Genomic DNA, 17,745 nt, shown 5'->3' with positions numbered 1-17,745 from the left:
TGACAGGTGGATCCCGGACGATGAGGCGGCACATCGTCCGGGATCCGCCTGTCCGCCATGGTCACGCCCCCGGGCGTGCCAACCGCGTCGGCGGCGCGTCAGGAGCGGTACGGGGCGTCGGTGTGGCTCAGCTCGGTCAGCGACGTGCCCGCGAGCTGGTAGACGGCGGTGCGCCGGATGTTCAGCTCGGCCATCGCGCTGTCCGGCGTACGGGTCAGGTAGACCACCGTCGCCTTGCCGTCGCGCACGCTGACGCTCGTCACCGGGGTGCGGTCGCCGAGGTCCGTCTGCGCCTGGTAGGACGGGTCGCCGCCGACGTTCCGCCAGACCGCGAGGGTGAAGAAGCTGCCGCTGCCACCGCCGTTGAGCATGACCACGCCGACCGCGTCGTCCGCGCTGTCGCCGTCGAGGTCCCCGATCGCGCAGGGCTTCTGCAGCTCCACGGTCGCGCCGTCCTCGCCCGACCAGCGGCCGCCGGCGAGGGGGATGGGACCGGCGTACCCGTTGTAGCGGGCCTTGCTGCTGCCGACCTGGGCGTCGCGCAGCTCCGCGCAGGTCAGCCGCTCCGCGTGTCGGGTGGTGCGGCGGGGGGTGGGGGTCGCCTTGGTGACGTCGACGTCCTTCTTGACCGAGGTGCCCGCGGGCCGGTCGGAGGAGCGGTTGCGCTTCTTCCGGCTGCCCGAGGAGCAGGCGGACGTGACGACCAGCAGGCAGGCCATGGAGAGCGCGACCACCGGGACGAGCTTGCGACGCATGGTGCGATCCCTTTCCGTCGATGTGCTCGCACCGTAACGGGTCCGCGCCAGCCCCGTCGCAGCCCGGTCGGGCGGAACCGGCAACTCTTGGGAGCGTTCCCACGAAGAGGGAATGCATCGACATGGCCGAATGACTCCCGGCATCCTGGGTTCCCCATGGTCATTCTGATCGGAGGTGCCCGAATGCTCGCTGACCGGCTCGGCGGCCCGGCCCTGTCCCTGTTCCGCGCCGTCGTCGGACTGCTCTTCCTCTGCCACGGTCTGGCCTCGCTCTTCGGGATCCTGGGTGGGAACCGGGGCACCGGCGAGGCCGTCCCGTTCGGCGAATGGCCGGGTTGGTGGGCCGCCCTGATCCAGGCGGCCTGTGGTGGCCTCGTGCTCGTCGGCCTCCTGACCCGGGCGGCGGCCGTCCTGGCGTCCGGCTCGATGGCCTACGCGTACTTCGTGGTGCACCAGCCCGACGCGCTGCTCCCGCTGCGCAACGGCGGTGAGCTGGCCGTCCTGTTCTGCTGGTCGTTCCTGCTGATCGCGGTGTTCGGCCCCGGCGCCTGGGCGGTCGACACCCTGCTGCGCGCCCGCCGTCCCGCCAACCCGCGCTCGGTGACCGTCTGAGCGCGAACCGGCTCCGCCGACGCCCCCGCCGGGCCCGGCGGTCGCCCGGCGGAGCCGCCGGCCGGGTTCACACCGTGGGAACCTGGCTCGGCGGGCCCGGCGGTTGCCCTTAGACTCGACGGCACAACTGCATACCTCATCCAGAGGGGCTGAGGGATACGGCCCGACGACGCCCCGGCAACCACCCCGCGCGCTCATCGCTGAGCGACCGGCGGGGCAGGTGCCAATTCCGTCCCCGCCGCAGAGCGCGATGCGGGGAAAGATGAGAGGAATCTCGACATGACGTCGACGCTCGCCCCCTCCGGCATCGACACCACCGCCAGCCCCGCCCGCGCCCTCGTCTGCCGCGCCTGTTCGGCCCGCTACCCGCTGGCCGCCCAGCACGCCTGCTACGAGTGCTTCGGCCCGCTGGAGGTCGACTACGACGCCGCCGCGCTGGCGAAGGTCACCCGGGAGCAGATCGAGGCCGGCCCGCAGAACATCTGGCGGTACGCGGCGCTGCTGCCCGCCGGCCAGGACCCGGCCGCCCGGGTCACCCTCGACCCGGGCTTCACCCCGCTGGTCGCCGCCCCGAATCTCGCGGCCGAGCTGGGCATCACCGCCCCGCTCTGGGTCAAGGACGACAGCGCCAACCCGACCCACTCGTTCAAGGACCGGGTGGTCTCGGTCGCGTTGACCGCCGCCCGAGCGCTCGGCTTCAGCCGCTTCGCCTGCGCCTCCACCGGCAACCTGGCCAACTCGGTGGCCGCGCACGCCGCCCGGGCCGGCGCGCCGTCGGTGGTCTTCATCCCCAGCGACCTGGAGCAGGGCAAGGTCGTCACCACCGCCGTCTACGGGGGCGAGCTGGTCGCCATCGACGGCTCGTACGACGACGTGAACCGACTCTGCGGCGAGCTGGTGGAGACGGACGAGTTCGAGGACACCGCCTTCGTGAACGTCAACGTGCGCCCCTACTACGCCGAGGGGTCGAAGACGCTCGGCTACGAGGTGGCCGAGCAGCTCGGCTGGCGGATCCCGGCCCAGGTGGTCATCCCGATGGCCTCGGGGGAGCTGCTCACCAAGATCGACAAGGCGTTCGCCGAGCTGGTCGAGATCGGCCTGGTGGAGGCGCCGGCCGGCGGCTGGAAGGTCTTCGGCGCCCAGTCGGCCGGCTGCAACCCGATCGCCGCCGCCCTGCACGCCGAGACGGACACGATCACCCCGGTCAAGCCGTCCGGCATCGCCAAGTCGCTGAACATCGGCGACCCGGCCGCCGGCCTCTACGCGCTGGAGGCGGTGCGCCGCACCGGGGGGTGGATGGAGTACGCCGACGATGACGAGATCCGCGCCGGCATCCGGCTGCTGGCCCGCACCACCGGCGTGTTCGCCGAGACCGCCGGCGGCGTGACCGTGGCGGTGCTGCGCAAGCTGGTCGAGTCGGGCCGGCTCGACCCGGCCGCCGAGACCGTCGTCTTCAACACCGGCGAGGGCCTCAAGACCCTCGACGCGGTTGCCGGCCAGGTCGGCCCGACCCACCGCATCAAGCCCTCGTTGCGCGCCGCCCGCGACGCCGGCCTCCTCGGCTGACCGGCCGCCCCTGCCCGGCTCCTCCTTGCGGTCTCGAACTTTGCCGACCCGGCCCCTCCGGGCCTTCCCGCTCGTGCTTGCCGCCCCGGCTCTCCGGGCCTTCCCGCTCGTGCTTGCCGCCCCGGCTCTCCGGGCCTTCCCGCTCGTGCTTGCCGCCCCGGCTCTCCGGGCCTTCCCGGCATACCGGGAGCCCAGGGCGCGAGATCCGCGGAAGGAGCGGGCGGAACGGGGGAGGGTCGCCTCGCCCGGACGGGGGATCGGGTCGATCCGCCGGGTAACTGGCTTTTCGCTGTGAGTGCGGAAAACGCGCCGACAAGGACTTGACGACAGGAACCGGACGGCGCAAGATGCTCCGTGCGGGAGGGCGTTTCGCCGGAGACTTTCAGTTCTTGCGACCCAACGCCGGAGGCGTTGTGCGAACGTCCCTCCCGACCAGCTTCCGATCGGGCCAGCGGTTAAATCGCTGGCCCGATCGTCGTTCCGGGCGCACCCTCGGCGCATGACCATCACGATCACGCCGATCGACACCGCCGACCCGGCGGCGATCGACGAGGCGTACCGGATCGGTTCCGCGGCCAACGACGCCGACCTGCCGGACTTCCCGCCCTTCTGCCGGCGGCGCTTCGAAGCCGCGATCCGGCACCCGATGCCCGGCAACGCCCCGCTCTGGGCGCTGGCCCGGCTCGACGGCGTGCCGGCCGGCTACGTCGGGCTGGACCTGCCGCAGCTCGACAACACCGAGAACGCCGCGGCGGACCTGGTCGTGCATCCGGCGTACCGGCGTCGCGGGGTGGGTCGGGCGCTGCACGAGCACGTCGTACGCCTGCTGCGCGAGCGGGGGCGCAAGCGGGTGCTGGGGATGGCGGTCTCCGCGCTGCCGGGCGGGCCGGAGCGTTCCGTCGCCGGCGCCGCCTTCGCCGCGTCGACCGGCGCCCAGCCGGCGCTGGTCGAGGTCCGCCGCCGGCTCGACGCCACCCGGCTGGACCACGACGGCCTGGACGCCGCGCTGGCCGGGGCCCGGACCCGGGCCGCCGGCTACCGCGCCCTCCACTGGCAGGGACGGACCCCGGACGAGTACGTCGCCGACATCGCCTACCTCGACGGCCGGTTGATGGCCGACGCGCCCCTCGGCGACGTGGAGTGGGAGCCGGAGCGGATCGACGTCGATCGGGTCCGTGGCATCGAGCGGGCGCTGGAGGCGCGGGGGCGGCGGCGCTACCACACGGCGGTGCGCCACGAAGACTCCGGCCGCGTGGTCGCCTGGACCCTGCTCGACGTGGGCGACTCGGCGGACTGGCACGCGTTCCAGCAGATCACCATCGTCGACCCCGCCCACCGGGGACGCCGGCTCGGCCTGCTCGTCAAGATCGAGAATCTGCGTCACCTGCTCGCGCACGAGCCGGCGGTCCGCGCGATCGACACCTTCAACGCGGCGGTCAACAGCCACATGATCGCCATCAACGAGCAGCTCGGTTTCCGCCCGGTCGACGGCTGGACCGACTGGCAGCTGACGATCTGAGTTGTGACACGCCCCTACTGATCCTGATGCTTCCTGTTGCATGATGGCGGGCATGACGGAGACCCCGCACCCCCTGTACGACAGGCACGCCGACACCCTCACCCGTGCGCTGACCGCCATCACGGAGCGCGGGTACTGGTCCGCCTACCCCGAGTCACCCAGCCCCCGGGTCTACGGCGAGAGCGCCGCCGCCGACGGCAAGGTCGCCTTCGAGGCGTACCTCGGCGGTGACTTCCCCCTCGACCAGCCGGGCGCCGGCGACCGGGTCGCCACCGAGTCCAGCCCGTTCGGCGTCGAACTGGGCGTCCGCTACCCGCACGCCGGCGCGGACGAGCTGGTCGCCGCCGCCTCCGCCGCCCTGCCCGGCTGGCGCGACGCCGGCCCGCAGGCCCGGGCGGGCGTCTGCCTGGAGATCCTCAACCGGCTGCACAAGCACGTCTTCGAGCTGGCCAACGCGGTGCAGTTCACCAGCGGCCAGGCGTTCGTGATGGCCTTCCAGGCCGGCGGCGCGCACGCGCTGGACCGCGCGCTGGAGGCGATCGCGTACGCGTACGCGGAGATGACCCGGCACCCGGGGACGGCGGGCTGGGAGAAGGCGGCCGGCAAGGGCGACCCGCTGCGCATGAGGAAGACCTTCCACGTGGTGCCCCGCGGCGTGGCGTTGGTGATCGGCTGCAACACGTTCCCGACCTGGAACTCGTACCCGGGGCTGTTCGCCTCGCTGGTCACCGGCAACCCGGTGGTCGTCAAGCCGCACCCGCGCGCCGTGCTGCCGCTGGCGATCACGGTGAAGTACGCCCGGGAGGTGCTGGCGGAGGCCGGCTTCGACCCGAACCTGGTGCTGCTCGCCGCCGAGGCCCCCGGCGAGAAGCTCGCCTCCACGCTGGCCCTGCACCCGGCCGTGAAGATCGTCGACTTCACCGGCTCCACCGAGTACGGCGACTGGCTGGAGGCCAACGCCCGGCAGGCGGCGGTCTACACCGAGAAGGCCGGCCTCAACACGGTGGTGATCGACTCCACCGACGACTTCGCCGGGATGTGCCGCAACCTCGGCTTCACGCTGAGCCTCTACAGCGGCCAGATGTGCACCACCTCGCAGAACATCCTCATCCCGCGGGCAGGCATCTCCACCGACCAGGGGCACAAGAGCTTCGACGAGGTGGCCGGCGGCATCGCCGCCGCGATCGGCAAGCTGACCGCCGATCCGGCGCGCGGGGTGGAGTTCACCGGCGCGATCGTCAACGACGGGGTGCTGGAGCGCCTCGCCGAGGTCACCAAGGTCGGCGAGACGGTGCTGGAGTCGCGTACGGTCGAGCACCCGGCCTTCCCGGACGCGGTGGTCCGCACCCCGACGCTGGTCAAGCTGGCGGCCGACGACACCGCGACCTACTCGAAGGAGTGGTTCGGGCCGATCTCGTTCGCCATCGCGACCGACTCCACCGCGCACAGCCTGGAGATCCTGCGGTCGACGGTCGGCGAGAAGGGCGCGCTCACGGCGGCGGTCTACTCCACCGACGAGGCGGTCCTCGACGCGGCCGAGGCGGCGGCGATCGAGGTCGGGGTGCACCTGTCCTGCAACCTGACCGGCGGGGTCTTCGTGAACCAGTCGGCGGCCTTCTCCGACTTCCACGGCAGCGGCGCCAACGCCGCCGCCAACTCCGCGCTCACCGACGGCGCCTACGTGGCCAACCGGTTCCGCATCGTGCAGTCGCGTCGGCACGTCTGAGTCGTCCTGGTCGGGTCTCCGGGGCAGCCCGCCCTCACTCCGGGCGGTCAGGTCCGATCCCTGCGCGGGGCGGGCCGCCCCGGAAGCCCTTCCGTGTCACCGCACGTCACGACTGCCGGCCCAGCGGGGTTTGGCCTGGGGTGTCGCGTCGGGGGCGGCTTCCCGGCCGGTGGGTCAGGCGGGGCGGCGCATCTGGAGTTCGGTGAGCGCCGGGACGGTGGGATGTGGGACGCGCACCCCGGTGTCGACGAAGCCCAGCCGCCGGTAGGCGCGGTAGGCGCGGTCGTTGCCGACCACCACCTCCAGCATCAGCTCGGGCCGGCCGCAGGCCCGGGACCAGGCGGCCACCGCCTCGACCAGGTCGCCGAGCAGGCCGGTGCCCCGCCAGGACGGGGTGACGTACACGGCGTAGACGACGGTCAGCCCGGGCTCGTCCGGGGTCACCGTGCCCCCGGCGTGCCCGACCAGCCGGCCGCCCGGGTCCGCCACGAACTGCGCGGTGTCCGCGCCGGCCGACACGTACGCGACCCGGGCCGCGTAGTCGGCGTGCGGGCGGGCCGCGGCGTCGGCGAGGGTCTCCAGGAATGCCAGCGGCGCGTCGGCGAGCATCTCCAGCCGTAGCGCCCGCATCCGGGCCGCGTCCCGTGGCCGGACCCGCCGGACCTCCGCCCGGCGGACCTCCGTCGGAATCCGCCCCGGGCCGCCCGGCGTGCTCGTCATGCCGCATGCCTACCACAACGACGGATACCGATGTCGCTCGATCGAAATATGCCCGATTTGTGGTCGTGCGCCGCCGTCACGCCTCGTGTAGCGTGCGATTTCGGTCACCGATTCAGCGGCCCTCCGACCGCCGAACCCGGTGGTCCTCCGGTGCCGGTCCGCCGGCCTCCGGGGTCGTGGAACGCCGCGCAGAGTGAGGAAGTGCACCGTGGCACAGGGCACCGTGAAGTGGTTCAACGCCGAAAAGGGCTACGGCTTCATCGCCGTCGACGGCGGGCAGGACGTCTTCGTCCACTTCTCCGCGATCGAGATGGACGGCTACAAGGCGCTGGACGACGGTCAGCGGGTGGAGTTCGAGATCGCCCAGGGCCAGAAGGGGCCCCAGGCCGAGCGCGTGCGCGTCATCGCCTGACCGACCGGCCGTTCCGGGGGCGGGCGGATCGGGGCGCGCCGGGGCGGGCTGCGCTCCGGACGCCCGGGCGGGAAGGATCGTGAACCGTTCCAGCCATCGCTGAGGAGGGTTCATGTCCGACCAGCCGCCCCACGCCATGCCGCCCCCGGGAGACCCCGACCCCGCGCCGGGGCAGCCCGGCGATCCGACCGCGCCGCCACCGGGTTCGACCACGCCCCCGCCCGCCGGGGAGCCACCCGTCGCGCCCCCGCCGGCCGGGCAGCCGGCGGCCGCGCCCTCCTGGGACCCCACGGGCGCGCAGTCGCCGCAGGGCTGGGTGTTGCCGCCCACGGGCGGGTTTCCGGCCGGCTCCGGCGCGTACGGCGGGCAGCCGTGGTATCCGGGCGCACCGGTCGCGTACCCCGGCCAGCCGGGCCACGGGTGGTACCCGCCGGGCATCGACCCGGCCGACCCGCTGGTCACCCCGCCCGGCGGCGGCGTGAGCGGCTGGTTCGACCGGTGTGTCGGCGCGGCACGCCGGGGCTGGCGGCAACTGCTGCCCATCCTGCTGCTCACCCAGGTGCTGCCCGCCGTGGTGGTGTCGCTGCTCGCCCTGGCGGTCGACCCGACGGCCAAGTGGGACGAGTCGACGGCCGACGACCCCGCCGCGCTGCCCGACACCTTCCTCGCCGACCTGGGCACCATGCTGGCCGTGCTGATCGGGGGCAGCCTGGTCTTCGGCCTGGTGCAGAGCCTCGGCTGGGCCGCCGGCACCTGGGTGGTCGCCCGGCAGGCGGCTGGCGAACCGGCGGGCGTCGGCGCCGCCCTGGGCTACGGCCTGCGCCGGGCGCTGGGCCTCTGGGGCTGGACCCTGGTGATGAGCCTGATCGTCGGGCTCGGAATCTGCTTCTGCGTCATCCCCGGCATCTACTTCGCCTTCGCGCTGAGCATGGCCGGGCCGGTCTACCTCTTCGAGCGGCAGCACCCGATCGGCCGCTCGTACCGGATGTTCCACGACCGGCTGGGCCTGCTGCTCGGCCGGGTGGCGCTGGTCGCCGCGGCGGTGATCGTCGGCGGCGGGGCGGCCGGCGTGGTGGAGGGTGTCGGATCGCTGCCGCTCGGCACCGCCCCGCTGGAGTCGCCGGGCACGGCGGTGGGCGTGATCGTGGTGACGCTGCTCGGCGGCGTGCTGGCGCTGCCGGCCCACCTCGCCCAACTGGTCGGACTGGTCGTCACGTACGCCGAGCAGCGCGTCCACGAGGGGCCGGTGGACAGCGCGCGGCTGGCCGGTGAACTCGGCTGACGGGAGCGGGCGTGCTTGCACTCGGCAGGGGAGAGTGCTAAACAAGTCATTGGCACTCGCATACCGTGAGTGCCAATGGTCGGGGCGGTAGGGCCACGGTCGCACGGGCGTCCACACGCCGGTGCGGCACATGGCCGGTCGTCGCGGGCTATCCGGCCCGGCCGAGGAGACGTCGTCGTCGCCAGGTGGCGACGTCCCAAGGTGCGTACACCAGGCGGCCCATCCGGGACACACACTCCGGGTGGCCCGTGAGTGTCCAGGAGGACAACGCCGTATGGCCAAGATGATCGCGTTCGACGAAGAGGCGCGCCGCGGCCTCGAGCGGGGCATGAACCAGCTCGCCGACGCCGTGAAGGTGACCCTCGGCCCCAAGGGCCGCAACGTCGTGCTCGAGAAGAAGTGGGGTGCCCCCACCATCACCAACGATGGTGTGAGCATCGCCAAGGAGATCGAGCTCGAGGACCCCTACGAGAAGATCGGCGCCGAGCTGGTCAAGGAGGTCGCCAAGAAGACCGACGACGTCGCCGGTGACGGCACGACGACGGCGACCGTCCTGGCCCAGGCCCTCGTCCGCGAGGGTCTGCGCAACGTGGCCGCCGGTGCCAACCCGATGGCCCTGAAGCGGGGCATCGAGGCCGCCGTGGCCAGCGTCTCGGAGGAGCTGTCCAAGCTCGCCAAGGACGTCGAGACCAAGGAGCAGATCGCCTCCACCGCCTCCATCTCCGCCGGTGACAGCACCGTCGGCGAGATCATCGCCGAGGCGATGGACAAGGTCGGCAAGGAAGGCGTCATCACCGTCGAGGAGAGCAACACCTTCGGGCTGGAGCTGGAGCTCACCGAGGGTATGCGCTTCGACAAGGGCTACATCTCGGCCTACTTCATGACCGACCCGGAGCGCATGGAGGCCGTCTTCGACGACCCCTACCTCCTGATCGTCAACAGCAAGATCTCGTCGGTCAAGGACCTGCTCCCGATCCTGGAGAAGGTCATGCAGTCGGGCAAGCCGCTGCTGATCATCGCCGAGGACATCGAGGGCGAGGCCCTGGCCACCCTGGTCGTCAACAAGGTCCGGGGCACCTTCAAGTCGGTCGCCGTCAAGGCGCCGGGCTTCGGTGACCGCCGCAAGGCCATGCTGGCCGACATCGCCATCCTCACCGGTGGCCAGGTCATCAGCGAGGAGGTCGGCCTCAAGCTGGACGCCGTCGGCCTCGACATGCTGGGCCGCGCCCGCAAGGTCGTGGTGACCAAGGACGAGACCACCATCGTCGACGGCGCCGGCGACGCCGAGCAGATCCAGGGCCGGGTCAACCAGATCCGGGCCGAGATCGACAAGAGCGACTCCGACTACGACCGGGAGAAGCTGCAGGAGCGGCTGGCCAAGCTGGCCGGTGGCGTTGCGGTGATCAAGGTCGGCGCGGCCACCGAGGTCGAGCTGAAGGAGCGCAAGCACCGCATCGAGGACGCCGTCCGCAACGCGAAGGCCGCCGTCGAGGAGGGCATCGTCCCGGGTGGTGGCGTCGCGCTGGTGCAGGCCGGCAAGACCGCCTTCGACAAGCTGGACCTGACCGGTGACGAGGCGACCGGCGCGCAGATCGTCAAGATCGCGCTGGACGCCCCGCTGCGGCAGATCGCCGTCAACGCGGGCCTCGAGGGTGGCGTGGTCGTCGAGCACGTCCGCAACCTCGAGCCGGGTCACGGCCTCAACGCCGCCAACGGCGAGTACGTCGACCTGCTGGCCGCGGGCATCATCGACCCGGCCAAGGTGACCCGCTCGGCGCTGCAGAACGCCTCGTCGATCGCGGCGCTCTTCCTCACCACCGAGGCCGTCGTGGCGGACAAGCCGGAGAAGACCCCGGCCGCCCCGGCTGGTCCGGGTGGCGGGGACATGGACTTCTGAGTCCAGTTCCACTACGCCGAAAGGGGCGGGCCGCGTCAGCGGTCCGCCCCTTTCCGCGTCAGGTCGGCAGTGGCCGTTGGTTGCGTCTCTTCTGCGTCCGGCCGTACGGCTGCGGGATCTGGACCGGCTCGTCGACCAGCGCCACCGGCTCGTCGCTCGGCTCGTCGGCGCCGGTCATCTCCGCCTGCTGCTCGGCGTCGCCGTAGTCGAGCCGGTCGAACGGCAACGGGCCGGGGCGTTCGTCGTCCGTGGTCATGGCTGCCTCCTCTACCGAAACGGTAGGGGGCGTCGATCACTGTTGCGGGCAAATGGCGCTATCGGCGTCTATATCCCGTTCGCCCCTTCTGCCGGGCCTCGCGCGTCCGGCGGCACCCAGGCTCCGCTCGTCCGGCGGCACCCAGGCTCCGCGCGTCCGGCGGCACTCAGGCTTCGAGCGTCCGGCGGTACAGGAAGAAGACCCGCTCGATCCGGGCGCCCGCGCTGCCCGAGTAGAACGGCACCGGCCCGACCCAGCCGATCTGCGCCGCCGTCACCCCCGCCGCCCGCTGGTCGCGCAGGCAGCGGCGCAGCAGCACCCCGCCGATCCCCGAACCCTCCGCCGCCGGGGCGGTGCCCATCGGGCCGAACCAGCTCGGCCGGGACGACCCGTACGCGGCGAAGCCGAGCACCTCGCCGTCGCGTTCGGCCAGGTGGCAGCCGGCCCCCTCCCGGCCCACCGAGCCGGCCAGTTCCGCGTCCCAGGCGCCGCCGAAGGTGGCGCGGGCGAACTCCGTCAGCGCCGGCAGGTCGGCCGGTTCCGCCCGCCGTACGGTCACGCCCCGCGCCGCCAGCCGCTCCTCCGCCGGCGCCGTCGTGCGCAGGGCAGGACTCCCGTCGTACGACAGGTCGGCGGTCATGTTCCAGGCCGTGCGGTCCCGCGTGTATCCGAGCGCCGTCGCCGCGCAGACGGCCGGGGTGTAGCGCACGTCGATGCCGGGCCAGGCGTAGTACGGCGGGTTGCCGGCGAGCAGCACCTCCACCGCGCCGAGCCCGGCGAACCACGCCTCGGCGACCGCCAGCAGCGCCCGCCCGACACCCTGCCGCCGCTGCTCCGGCGCCACCGCGACCAGGTCGACGTGACCACGGGCGTCGCCGCCGTCGGCGAGGGAACCGACGAGCGCGCCCACGAGGCGCCCCTCCCGGTACGCGCCCCACGCGAGGACCGGACGGTGGGTGGCGGCCCGCGCCCAGAGCGCGTCCACGATGGCCGGCGCCTCGGCCGCGTCCTCCGGCAGGTCCAGCGCCCGCCCGCAGAGCTCCACCACGGCGGGCCGCTGGTCGGGCCCCAGCTCGACGATCTCCAGGTCCATGGACGCCGACCCTAGATCACCGGAGCCCTTCTGTTAAGAAGGGGCCCTGTTGGCGTAGCCCCGGCCGGCGGACCGCCGTGGCGTGCGACGGCCGGCCCGGTCGCGTCAGCCGGCCGGCTCGGGCTCCGGTTCCGGATCGGGCTCGGGGAGGGTCGGCGCGTCGGTGGGGTAGAGGCCGGCGACGAACCCGTACACCTGATCGCCGGAGCGGGGGATCTGGGCGAAGCGGCGGGCCAGTGCCTGCACCTCGGCCCAGAACGCGCGTACCTCCTCGACCGGGATGCGGGCGTGGACGAGGGTGCAGCGCAGGTCGTCGGCGGCGTGGGCCGCGGCGGACTCGGCCACCGCCTCCGCGAGCCCGTTGACGGCGGTCGCGACCCGTTTGTCCTCGGGGCGGGTGAGCGCGCCGATGTAGAGCGTGCGCGCGACCCGGCCGTAGTACCGCTCGTCGATCGCCCGCACCCGCCGGGTCCGCACCACCCGGAGCAGGCCGGCGTCGACGAGCGCGTTCACGTGGTAGGCGACGCTGCTCTTGGGCCGATCGACCGCCCGGGCCAGCTCGGTCACCGTGGCGGCCCGCTCCAGGAGCAGCTCCAGGAGGGTGGCGCGCAGGGGATCGGCCAGCGCGCGGAGCTGCGCGGGCGCGGTGACCACGAGCATCTCGTCGAGGTCGTAGTCCGGGATCCGCTCATTGCTCGACATTTCTCGACCGTTCTAGAATCATGGATCATTCGATCGTTGTCGTCTGTCGACAGGAGTGTAGAGATGGCCGACGTCGTCCTGTTCCACCACCTGCGGGGGGTCACCGACGGGCTGGGCGGGTTCGCCGAACAGCTGCGGGCCGGTGGGCACAGCGTGCACACGCCGGACCTGTTCGACGGCGAGCGACCGGCGACCCTCGACGAGGGCTTCGCGCTGACGAAGCGCATCGGCGGCGAGGTGCTCCGCGAGCGCGCCGACCGGGCCGTGGCCGACCTGCCCGCCGGCCTGGTCTACGGCGGCTTCTCCTGGGGCGCCGCCACCGCCCAGCGGCTCGCCCAGACCCGGCCCGGCGCCCGGGGCGCGCTGCTCTACGAATCCTGCCTGCCCGTCACCGGCGAATGGGCCGTCGGTCCCTGGCCCGCGGGGGTTCCGGTGCAGATCCACGGCATGGACGCCGACCCGTTCTTCGCCCTGGAGGGCGACATCGACGCCGCCCGCGAGCTGGTCGGCCTCGTCGGCTCCGACCTCGCCGAGCTGTTCGTCTACCCGGGCGAGGAGCACCTGTTCACCGACAGCACGCTGCCGTCGTACGACCCGGACGCGACGGCCCTGGTGGTGCGGCGGTCGCGGGAGTTCCTCGACCGGCTGCGCTGACCCGGCGCTCCGCCCCGGCTCTCACCCCCGCGCCGCCCGGACGGCGGCGTACGCGTCGACCAGGCCGGCGCCGGTGATGTTCGCGTCGCCGCCGCAGGTGTCCGTCCGGGAGGCGTACGTCGGCTCGGCCCGGGTCGCGGTGTCGCGCAGGATCTGCCGGGTCCGGGGCAGGTCACCCACCAGCGCCGGGTTGGCCGACCACATCAGCGCCACCACGCCGGCCACCTGCGGGGTCGCCATCGAGGTGCCGCTGAGCGAGTCGTACCCGCCGCCGGGCATGGCCGACAGCACCTCGTCGCCCGGCGCGACCAGGTCCGGCTTGGCGGCCCCCGGCACCGGTCCCCGCGACGAGAAGCTGGTCACCCGGCGCTGCCGGTCCACCGCGCCCACGGTCAGCACGTCCTCGTACGGCGCCGGCGGGTCGTCGATCGAGCCGCAGTACGGGCCGGTGTTGCCGGCGGCGGCGACCACCATGATGCCCGCGGCGTCCAGGGCGGCGGTGGCCGGCCGGAGCACCCGCGGGTCGCAGCCCTCGATCGCCGGGCAGCCCCACGAGTTGGTGAGGATCTCCGGGGCGCGCGCCGGCCGCCCGTCCGTGAACGGGTTCCCGCCGGGCGGGAAGGGCGCCAGCATGAACTGGAGGCAGTCCAGGTAGTACCCCGGGTTGCCGAGGTTGCGGTCCAGGTTGACGCAGCCCACCCACTGCGCGCCCGGGGCCACCCCGATCCCCCCTCGACCGACCGCGCTGCCCACCGTGTGGGTGCCGTGCCCACCCTGGTCGGTCGGCGACCGGGTGCCGTCCCACGGGTCGTACCAGGAGTCGTCGCCGCCCCGGAAGCCGGCGGCAAGCGCGGGGTGCCCCCCGTCCACGCCGGAGTCCGAGCTGCCCACGACGATGCCGGAACCGTCCACGCCGAGCTGCGACCAGACCCGGTCCGCGCCGAGCATCCGGACGTTCCACTCCGGACCGGCCGGCGCGGGCGCGGCGCCGCGACTGCGGCCGGCCGGCGCGGGCAGCGGCCGCACCCGCTGGCTGACCAGCACGCGGGCCACCTCCGGCCGGCGCGACAGCCAGGCCCGCACCGCCGGCCCGCCGTCCACCTCGACCGCGTTCACCAGGTAGTAGGGGGTGTGGTCCAGCCGCAACCGGCGCAGGTCCCGGCGCAGGTCGGCCTGGGTCCGCTCGGCGGTGTCGACCAGCCGCCGGTAGACCTCGCCGGCCCGGGCGTCCCGGCCGGCCCGACCGGCCGCCGTGGGCACGCCGCCCAGGTCGGCCTGCTCGCGCAGCACCACGAACAACCGCTCGCCGTGCAGACCGGGCTGGCCCGCGCCGACGGCCACCGCGCCGACCGCGACCAGCAGGGCGGCAGCGGTCGCCCCGGCCACCCGCCGGCTCGGCCGCCGGCCCCCGGGCCGGGCCAGCAGCACGCCGTACGCCACGGCGAGCACGGCCGCGACGGCGAGCCCGGCGCCGGCGGCGGCCGCCACCCAGAACGGCACGTCGCGGGTGTTGGCCAGGACGAGGGTGATCTCCTCGGGATCGGTGAGGGCCAGCGGGCCGAACACCGCGAGCCCGACCAGCCAGCGGGTGGCGGCGCGGGCGCCGCCCGTGCCCGCCGGCCCGACGACGCCCGACGGGTCCGCGTGGGCGGCGCCCGACGGGCCGGCCGGCCTCCTCCCGGCGGCGCCCGGCCGGTCGGCGGGGGCGGTGCGCGACGGGTCGAGCGCGAAGGGGCCGGCGTCCGGCGGGCCGGTCGGGGTGGCGCCGGCGGCCCGGCGGGCCGCCGCGTGCAGGGCCGCCAGCGCGAAGCCGGCCGGCGGCAGGGTCAGCAGCAGGGGGAGTTGGGCGCCGGACTGCCCGACCCCGGCGGCGAGCAGCAGCAGCGCGACCCCGGCGACGAGCCCGCCGACCAGCACCAGCCGCGCCGGCCGGGGTGGCTCGCCGACGGTGAAGCGTGACCAGAAGGCGTCGTCCAGCAGCGCCCCGGCCAGCGATCCCAGGGCGGCGGCGGCCAGCCCGGCGAGCACCGTCTCCAGCAGCCCGCCCAGGGCCCCCAGCCAGACCCAGGGCAGCAGCAGCGCCAGCCCGCCGGCCACCCCGAGCAGGGTGGCGGCCGGGGCCGACGCCCGGGGCGCCGCGGTGGCCGCGCGGCCGGCGAGCACCCGCAGGACGAGGGCGGCCAGGGCCGCGACGGCGGCCAGCGCGGCGAGGTACGCCTCGTGGTGCACGGGCGGGATCGCCCGGAGCAGGCCCAGCGCGCCGAGCACGAGCGCCGCCGCCAGCCAGGCCCGGCCGGTGGCGCGGACCGCCACCGAGCGGGGCAGCAGGGCCAGCGCCAGCGCGGGCGCGCCGATGAGCAGCGCCGTGAACAGCACCGTCGCCGGCCACAGCCACCCCACGCGGTCCAGCCCGGAGGCCAGCACGACCTGGTCGGCCAGCCACCCGCCGAGCTGGCCGACCACGACGAACCCGGCCGTCCAGCAGCCGGCCACCGCCGCCGCCACCACCGGCCAGGGGCTGGACGGGGCCGGCGCGGACGGCGGGAGCGGGGCGGGCCGACCAGCGGGGAACGGGGGGCCGATCTCCATGCCCCAGACAGTACGGCGCGGACGGCGTGTGCCGCCCTATGGCCACGACGGTTACCGTGGACGGGTGCGCGACCCCAACGTGTCCCGAACCGCGGCCAGCCAGCTCTCCCCGGAGCGCCGGGCGGCCGACCTGCGCCGCCTGCGGGCCGAACGCTTCGACGTGCTGGTCATCGGCGGTGGGGTGACCGGGGCGGGCGCCGCCCTGGACGCGGCCTCGCGGGGGTTGAAGGTGGCCCTGGTGGAGGCGCGCGACTACGCCGCCGGCACCTCCAGCCGCTCCAGCAAGCTCATCCACGGCGGCCTGCGCTACCTGGAGCAGTTGGAGTTCCACCTGGTGCACGAGGCGCTCACCGAGCGCGGGTTGCTCGCCACCCGGCTCGCCCCGCACCTGGTGCGTCCGGTGCCCATCCTCGTCCCGCTGCCCGCCGGGCGGGGCGTGCGCGACCTGCCCGCGCGGCTGTTCCGCCGCTCCTACTACGGCGCGGGCGTGGCGGCGTACGACGCCTTCGCCGGGATCTTCGGCGGCGGGCGGGGCATGCCGCTGCACCGCCACCTGACCCGCGAGGGCGCCCGCCGGGTCTTTCCCAGCCTGCGGGCCGACGCGGTGGCCGGCGCGATCCGGTACTACGACGGGCAGGTCGACGACGCCCGGCTGGTGGTGACCCTGGCCCGCACCGCGGCCAGCCTCGGCGCGACCGTGGTGACCAGCGCCCGGGCGGTCGGGCTGATCCGGCAGGCCCGCGAGGTCACCGGCGTCCGGGTCCGCGACCTGGAGGCGCCCGCCGGCTCCCCGGACGCCGAGTTCGAGGTGCACGCCCGCACGGTCATCGCCGCCACCGGCGTGTGGAGCGACGACATGTCGCGGCTGCTGAACGACGTCGGGCTGCGCCCCGGCATCCGGGTCCGGGCCTCCAAGGGGGTCCACCTGGTGGTGCCCCGCTCGGCGATCACCGGCGAGGCCGGGCTGATCCTGCGTACGGCGACCAGCGTGCTCTTCGTCATCCCGTGGGGCGGCCACTGGATCATCGGCACCACCGACACCGACTGGCGGCTGGACCGGTCCCACCCGGCCGCCTCCGCGCGGGACATCGAATACCTGCTGGAACAGGTCAACACGGTGCTGGACCGGCCGCTCACCACGGCCGACATCGAGGGCGTCTACGCGGGGCTGCGGCCGCTGCTGGCCGGCGAGGCCGACTCCACCTCGAAGCTCTCCCGCGAGCACGCCGTCTTCGAGCCGATGCTCGGGCTGCTGCTGGTGGCCGGCGGCAAGTACACGACGTACCGGGTGATGGCCTCCGACGTGGTCGACCGGGCCGCCCACCGGCTCGGCGCCGTACGCCCCTCGCGGACCGCCGACCTGCCGCTGCTCGGCGCCGACGGCTATCCGGCGATGTGGCGGGACCGGGCGGACCTGGCCCGCCGGCACGGGGTGCCGGTCGGGGTGGTCGAGCACCTGCTGGAACGCTACGGCACCCTCGCCCTCGACCTGCTCGCACTGATCGACGCCGACCCGCTGCTCGCCTCCCCGCTGGCCGGCGCCCCGGAGTACCTGGCCGCCGAGGTGACGTACGCGGCCCGCGCCGAGGGGGCGCTGCACCTGGAGGACGTGCTCACCCGGCGGACCCGGATCTCCTTCGAGACCGCCCACCGGGGCCTGGAGTCGGTCGGGCACGCCGCCGAGCTGATGGGCGCGGTGCTCGGCTGGGACGAGGCCACCCGGGCCCGCGAGGTGGAGCACTACCGGGCGCGGGTGGAGGCGGAGCGCCAGTCCCAGCTGATGCCCGACGACGCCACGGCGGACGCCGCCCGACTCGGGGCGCCGGACGTCCGGGGTTTCGCGGCGGACCGCGGCTCGGACGACGACCCGGTCGAACTGCCGTCCTCGTCCCGCTGACCGACCCCTCCCCGACCCCTACCGTCGACGCCCGGCCGCTCAGCCGGTTACGGCGCTACCTACGG

At 74.3% G+C, this 17,745-nt stretch carries 15 protein-coding genes and 1 riboswitch; of the genes, 9 read left to right on the top strand and 6 right to left on the bottom strand.

Going from position 1 to position 17,745, the window contains the following annotated elements; genetic code table 11:
- Positions 1-98: 98 nt before the first annotated feature.
- Complete coding sequence (locus ACGF7U_RS13345; RefSeq protein ID WP_393106066.1) at positions 99-755, bottom strand: hypothetical protein; 657 nt, start codon at positions 753-755, stop codon at positions 99-101.
- 183 nt (positions 756-938) lie between these two features.
- On the opposite strand from ACGF7U_RS13345, the gene ACGF7U_RS13340 reads away from it, so the two are divergent.
- The 4 genes from ACGF7U_RS13340 (at position 939) to paaN (ending at position 6,178) form a co-directional block, all read left to right on the top strand.
- Positions 939-1,367: a DoxX family protein gene (locus ACGF7U_RS13340; RefSeq protein ID WP_393106064.1), complete on the top strand. Its 429-nt coding sequence runs from the start codon at positions 939-941 to the stop codon at positions 1,365-1,367.
- A gap of 133 nt (positions 1,368-1,500) precedes the next feature.
- Positions 1,501-1,636, top strand: a riboswitch (SAM riboswitch).
- 10 nt (positions 1,637-1,646) lie between these two features.
- On the top strand, positions 1,647-2,933 hold the full coding sequence (gene thrC, locus ACGF7U_RS13335; protein WP_393106062.1) for a threonine synthase: 1,287 nt from the start codon (positions 1,647-1,649) through the stop codon (positions 2,931-2,933).
- A 499-nt stretch (positions 2,934-3,432) separates the two neighbouring features.
- Positions 3,433-4,452, top strand: coding sequence for a GNAT family N-acetyltransferase (locus ACGF7U_RS13330; RefSeq protein WP_393106060.1), 1,020 nt, complete (start codon positions 3,433-3,435; stop codon positions 4,450-4,452).
- A gap of 52 nt (positions 4,453-4,504) precedes the next feature.
- Positions 4,505-6,178, top strand: a complete 1,674-nt coding sequence (gene paaN, locus ACGF7U_RS13325; RefSeq protein ID WP_393106058.1) for a phenylacetic acid degradation protein PaaN — start codon at positions 4,505-4,507, stop codon at positions 6,176-6,178.
- 174 nt (positions 6,179-6,352) lie between these two features.
- Here paaN and ACGF7U_RS13320 read toward each other — a convergent pair whose 3' ends face one another.
- A complete protein-coding gene (locus ACGF7U_RS13320) occupies positions 6,353-6,898 on the bottom strand; it encodes a GNAT family N-acetyltransferase (protein WP_393106056.1) in 546 nt (181 codons plus the stop codon).
- A gap of 208 nt (positions 6,899-7,106) precedes the next feature.
- Between ACGF7U_RS13320 and ACGF7U_RS13315 the strand changes: the two genes are divergently transcribed.
- The 3 genes from ACGF7U_RS13315 (at position 7,107) to groL (ending at position 10,489) form a co-directional block, all read left to right on the top strand.
- The gene (locus ACGF7U_RS13315) at positions 7,107-7,310 is read left to right on the top strand and encodes a cold-shock protein (RefSeq protein ID WP_013288855.1); all 204 of its coding nucleotides are present in this window, start codon (positions 7,107-7,109) and stop codon (positions 7,308-7,310) included.
- Positions 7,311-7,422: 112 nt separating this feature from the next.
- Positions 7,423-8,592, top strand: coding sequence for a hypothetical protein (locus ACGF7U_RS13310; RefSeq protein ID WP_393106054.1), 1,170 nt, complete (start codon positions 7,423-7,425; stop codon positions 8,590-8,592).
- Between the two features lie 274 nt (positions 8,593-8,866).
- The gene (gene groL / locus ACGF7U_RS13305) at positions 8,867-10,489 is read left to right on the top strand and encodes a chaperonin GroEL (protein WP_393106052.1); all 1,623 of its coding nucleotides are present in this window, start codon (positions 8,867-8,869) and stop codon (positions 10,487-10,489) included.
- Between the two features lie 58 nt (positions 10,490-10,547).
- On the opposite strand, the gene ACGF7U_RS13300 is transcribed toward groL, so the two are convergent.
- From ACGF7U_RS13300 to ACGF7U_RS13290, 3 genes are all read right to left on the bottom strand, one after another.
- Positions 10,548-10,745, bottom strand: a complete 198-nt coding sequence (locus ACGF7U_RS13300) for a hypothetical protein (RefSeq protein WP_393106051.1) — start codon at positions 10,743-10,745, stop codon at positions 10,548-10,550.
- A 166-nt stretch (positions 10,746-10,911) separates the two neighbouring features.
- Positions 10,912-11,838 (bottom strand): GNAT family N-acetyltransferase, encoded by a 927-nt coding sequence (locus ACGF7U_RS13295; RefSeq protein WP_393106049.1) that lies wholly within the window; start codon positions 11,836-11,838, stop codon positions 10,912-10,914.
- A gap of 105 nt (positions 11,839-11,943) precedes the next feature.
- A complete protein-coding gene (locus tag ACGF7U_RS13290) occupies positions 11,944-12,540 on the bottom strand; it encodes a helix-turn-helix domain-containing protein (protein WP_393106047.1) in 597 nt (198 codons plus the stop codon).
- 63 nt (positions 12,541-12,603) lie between these two features.
- Here ACGF7U_RS13290 and ACGF7U_RS13285 point away from each other — a divergent pair, with 63 nt between their 5' ends.
- On the top strand, positions 12,604-13,194 hold the full coding sequence (locus ACGF7U_RS13285) for a dienelactone hydrolase family protein (protein WP_393106045.1): 591 nt from the start codon (positions 12,604-12,606) through the stop codon (positions 13,192-13,194).
- 21 nt (positions 13,195-13,215) lie between these two features.
- Here the strand turns inward: ACGF7U_RS13285 and ACGF7U_RS13280 are convergent, their stop codons facing one another.
- A complete protein-coding gene (locus ACGF7U_RS13280; RefSeq protein WP_393106043.1) occupies positions 13,216-15,783 on the bottom strand; it encodes a S8 family serine peptidase in 2,568 nt (855 codons plus the stop codon).
- A gap of 79 nt (positions 15,784-15,862) precedes the next feature.
- Between ACGF7U_RS13280 and ACGF7U_RS13275 the strand changes: the two genes are divergently transcribed.
- Entirely contained in the window at positions 15,863-17,680 is a 1,818-nt protein-coding gene (locus ACGF7U_RS13275) for a glycerol-3-phosphate dehydrogenase/oxidase (protein WP_393106268.1), read from the top strand.
- Positions 17,681-17,745 lie beyond the last annotated feature (65 nt).

It is taken from the genome of Micromonospora sp. NPDC047670 (assembly GCF_043204915.1).
Lineage (GTDB): Bacteria > Actinomycetota > Actinomycetes > Mycobacteriales > Micromonosporaceae > Micromonospora.
This window is presented reverse-complemented; position numbering and strand designations above follow the sequence as displayed.